Source organism: Bowmanella denitrificans (assembly GCF_039522935.1).
GTDB classification, from domain to species: Bacteria; Pseudomonadota; Gammaproteobacteria; order Enterobacterales; family Alteromonadaceae; genus Bowmanella; species Bowmanella denitrificans.
Genome location: NZ_BAAAEI010000034.1, coordinates 1 through 717, shown reverse-complemented (window position 1 = coordinate 717; position 717 = coordinate 1). Strand labels below are relative to the sequence as shown.

Here is a 717-nt window from a genome sequence, read left to right as displayed (position 1 = left end):
TCCACGTATTTGTGGTCTTTACCGAGTTTCTTAAGCTTTTCCACAAAAAGCCTGCTGTGTTCAACCGGTACCCGTTGGTCGATGTCACCATGGATAACCAGCAGTGGCACATTAACCTTCTCCACCAGGTCAAGGGGATTGACACCCTTGATTGTAGGGCGCTGTAACTCACGGGAGAAGCGGTTGTCGTTCAGGGTGGCATTGATGCGCCCCAGATCACTGACGCCCGCGCCGGCGATACTGCATTTGTACAGGTTGTTGTCACGCATGGAGCCGACGAAGGCAGAATAGCCGCCGAAACTCCAGCCGAACATGGCTAGTTTGTTGGGGTCGGCCAGACCTTTGGCGACCAGGAATTGCGCGCCGTCATCCATATCATCCTGCATTTTCAGGCCCCATTGCTGGTCACCGGCCACCCAATGATCCAGACCAAAACCCTCGGAGCCTCTGAATTGTGGCTGGATAACCAGATATCCGTGATGGGCCAGTAGCTGTGACCATTCATCGTAAATCACCACATCACGCGCCCAGGGACCGCCATGGGGCATCACCACGGTGGGGAAGGGTTTGTCGCCTTTTGGCAGGGTGACATACGCAGGAATTTTACGCCCATCTCGGGCTTTATAGCTGATGTATTTCACATCAGACAGTTGCTCGGGTTTTAAGGTTGAGGTTTGGCCAATCAGGCTTAAGTCTTTCTTGTCCTTCAATAAATAG

Annotated in this window: 1 protein-coding gene; it reads right to left on the bottom strand. The window is 52.9% G+C overall.

Features of this window, described 5'->3' with window-relative positions; genetic code table 11:
• Positions 1 to 717: alpha/beta hydrolase family protein (locus ABD028_RS23165; protein ID WP_343847693.1), on the bottom strand; the 717-nt coding region annotated here is incomplete at both ends.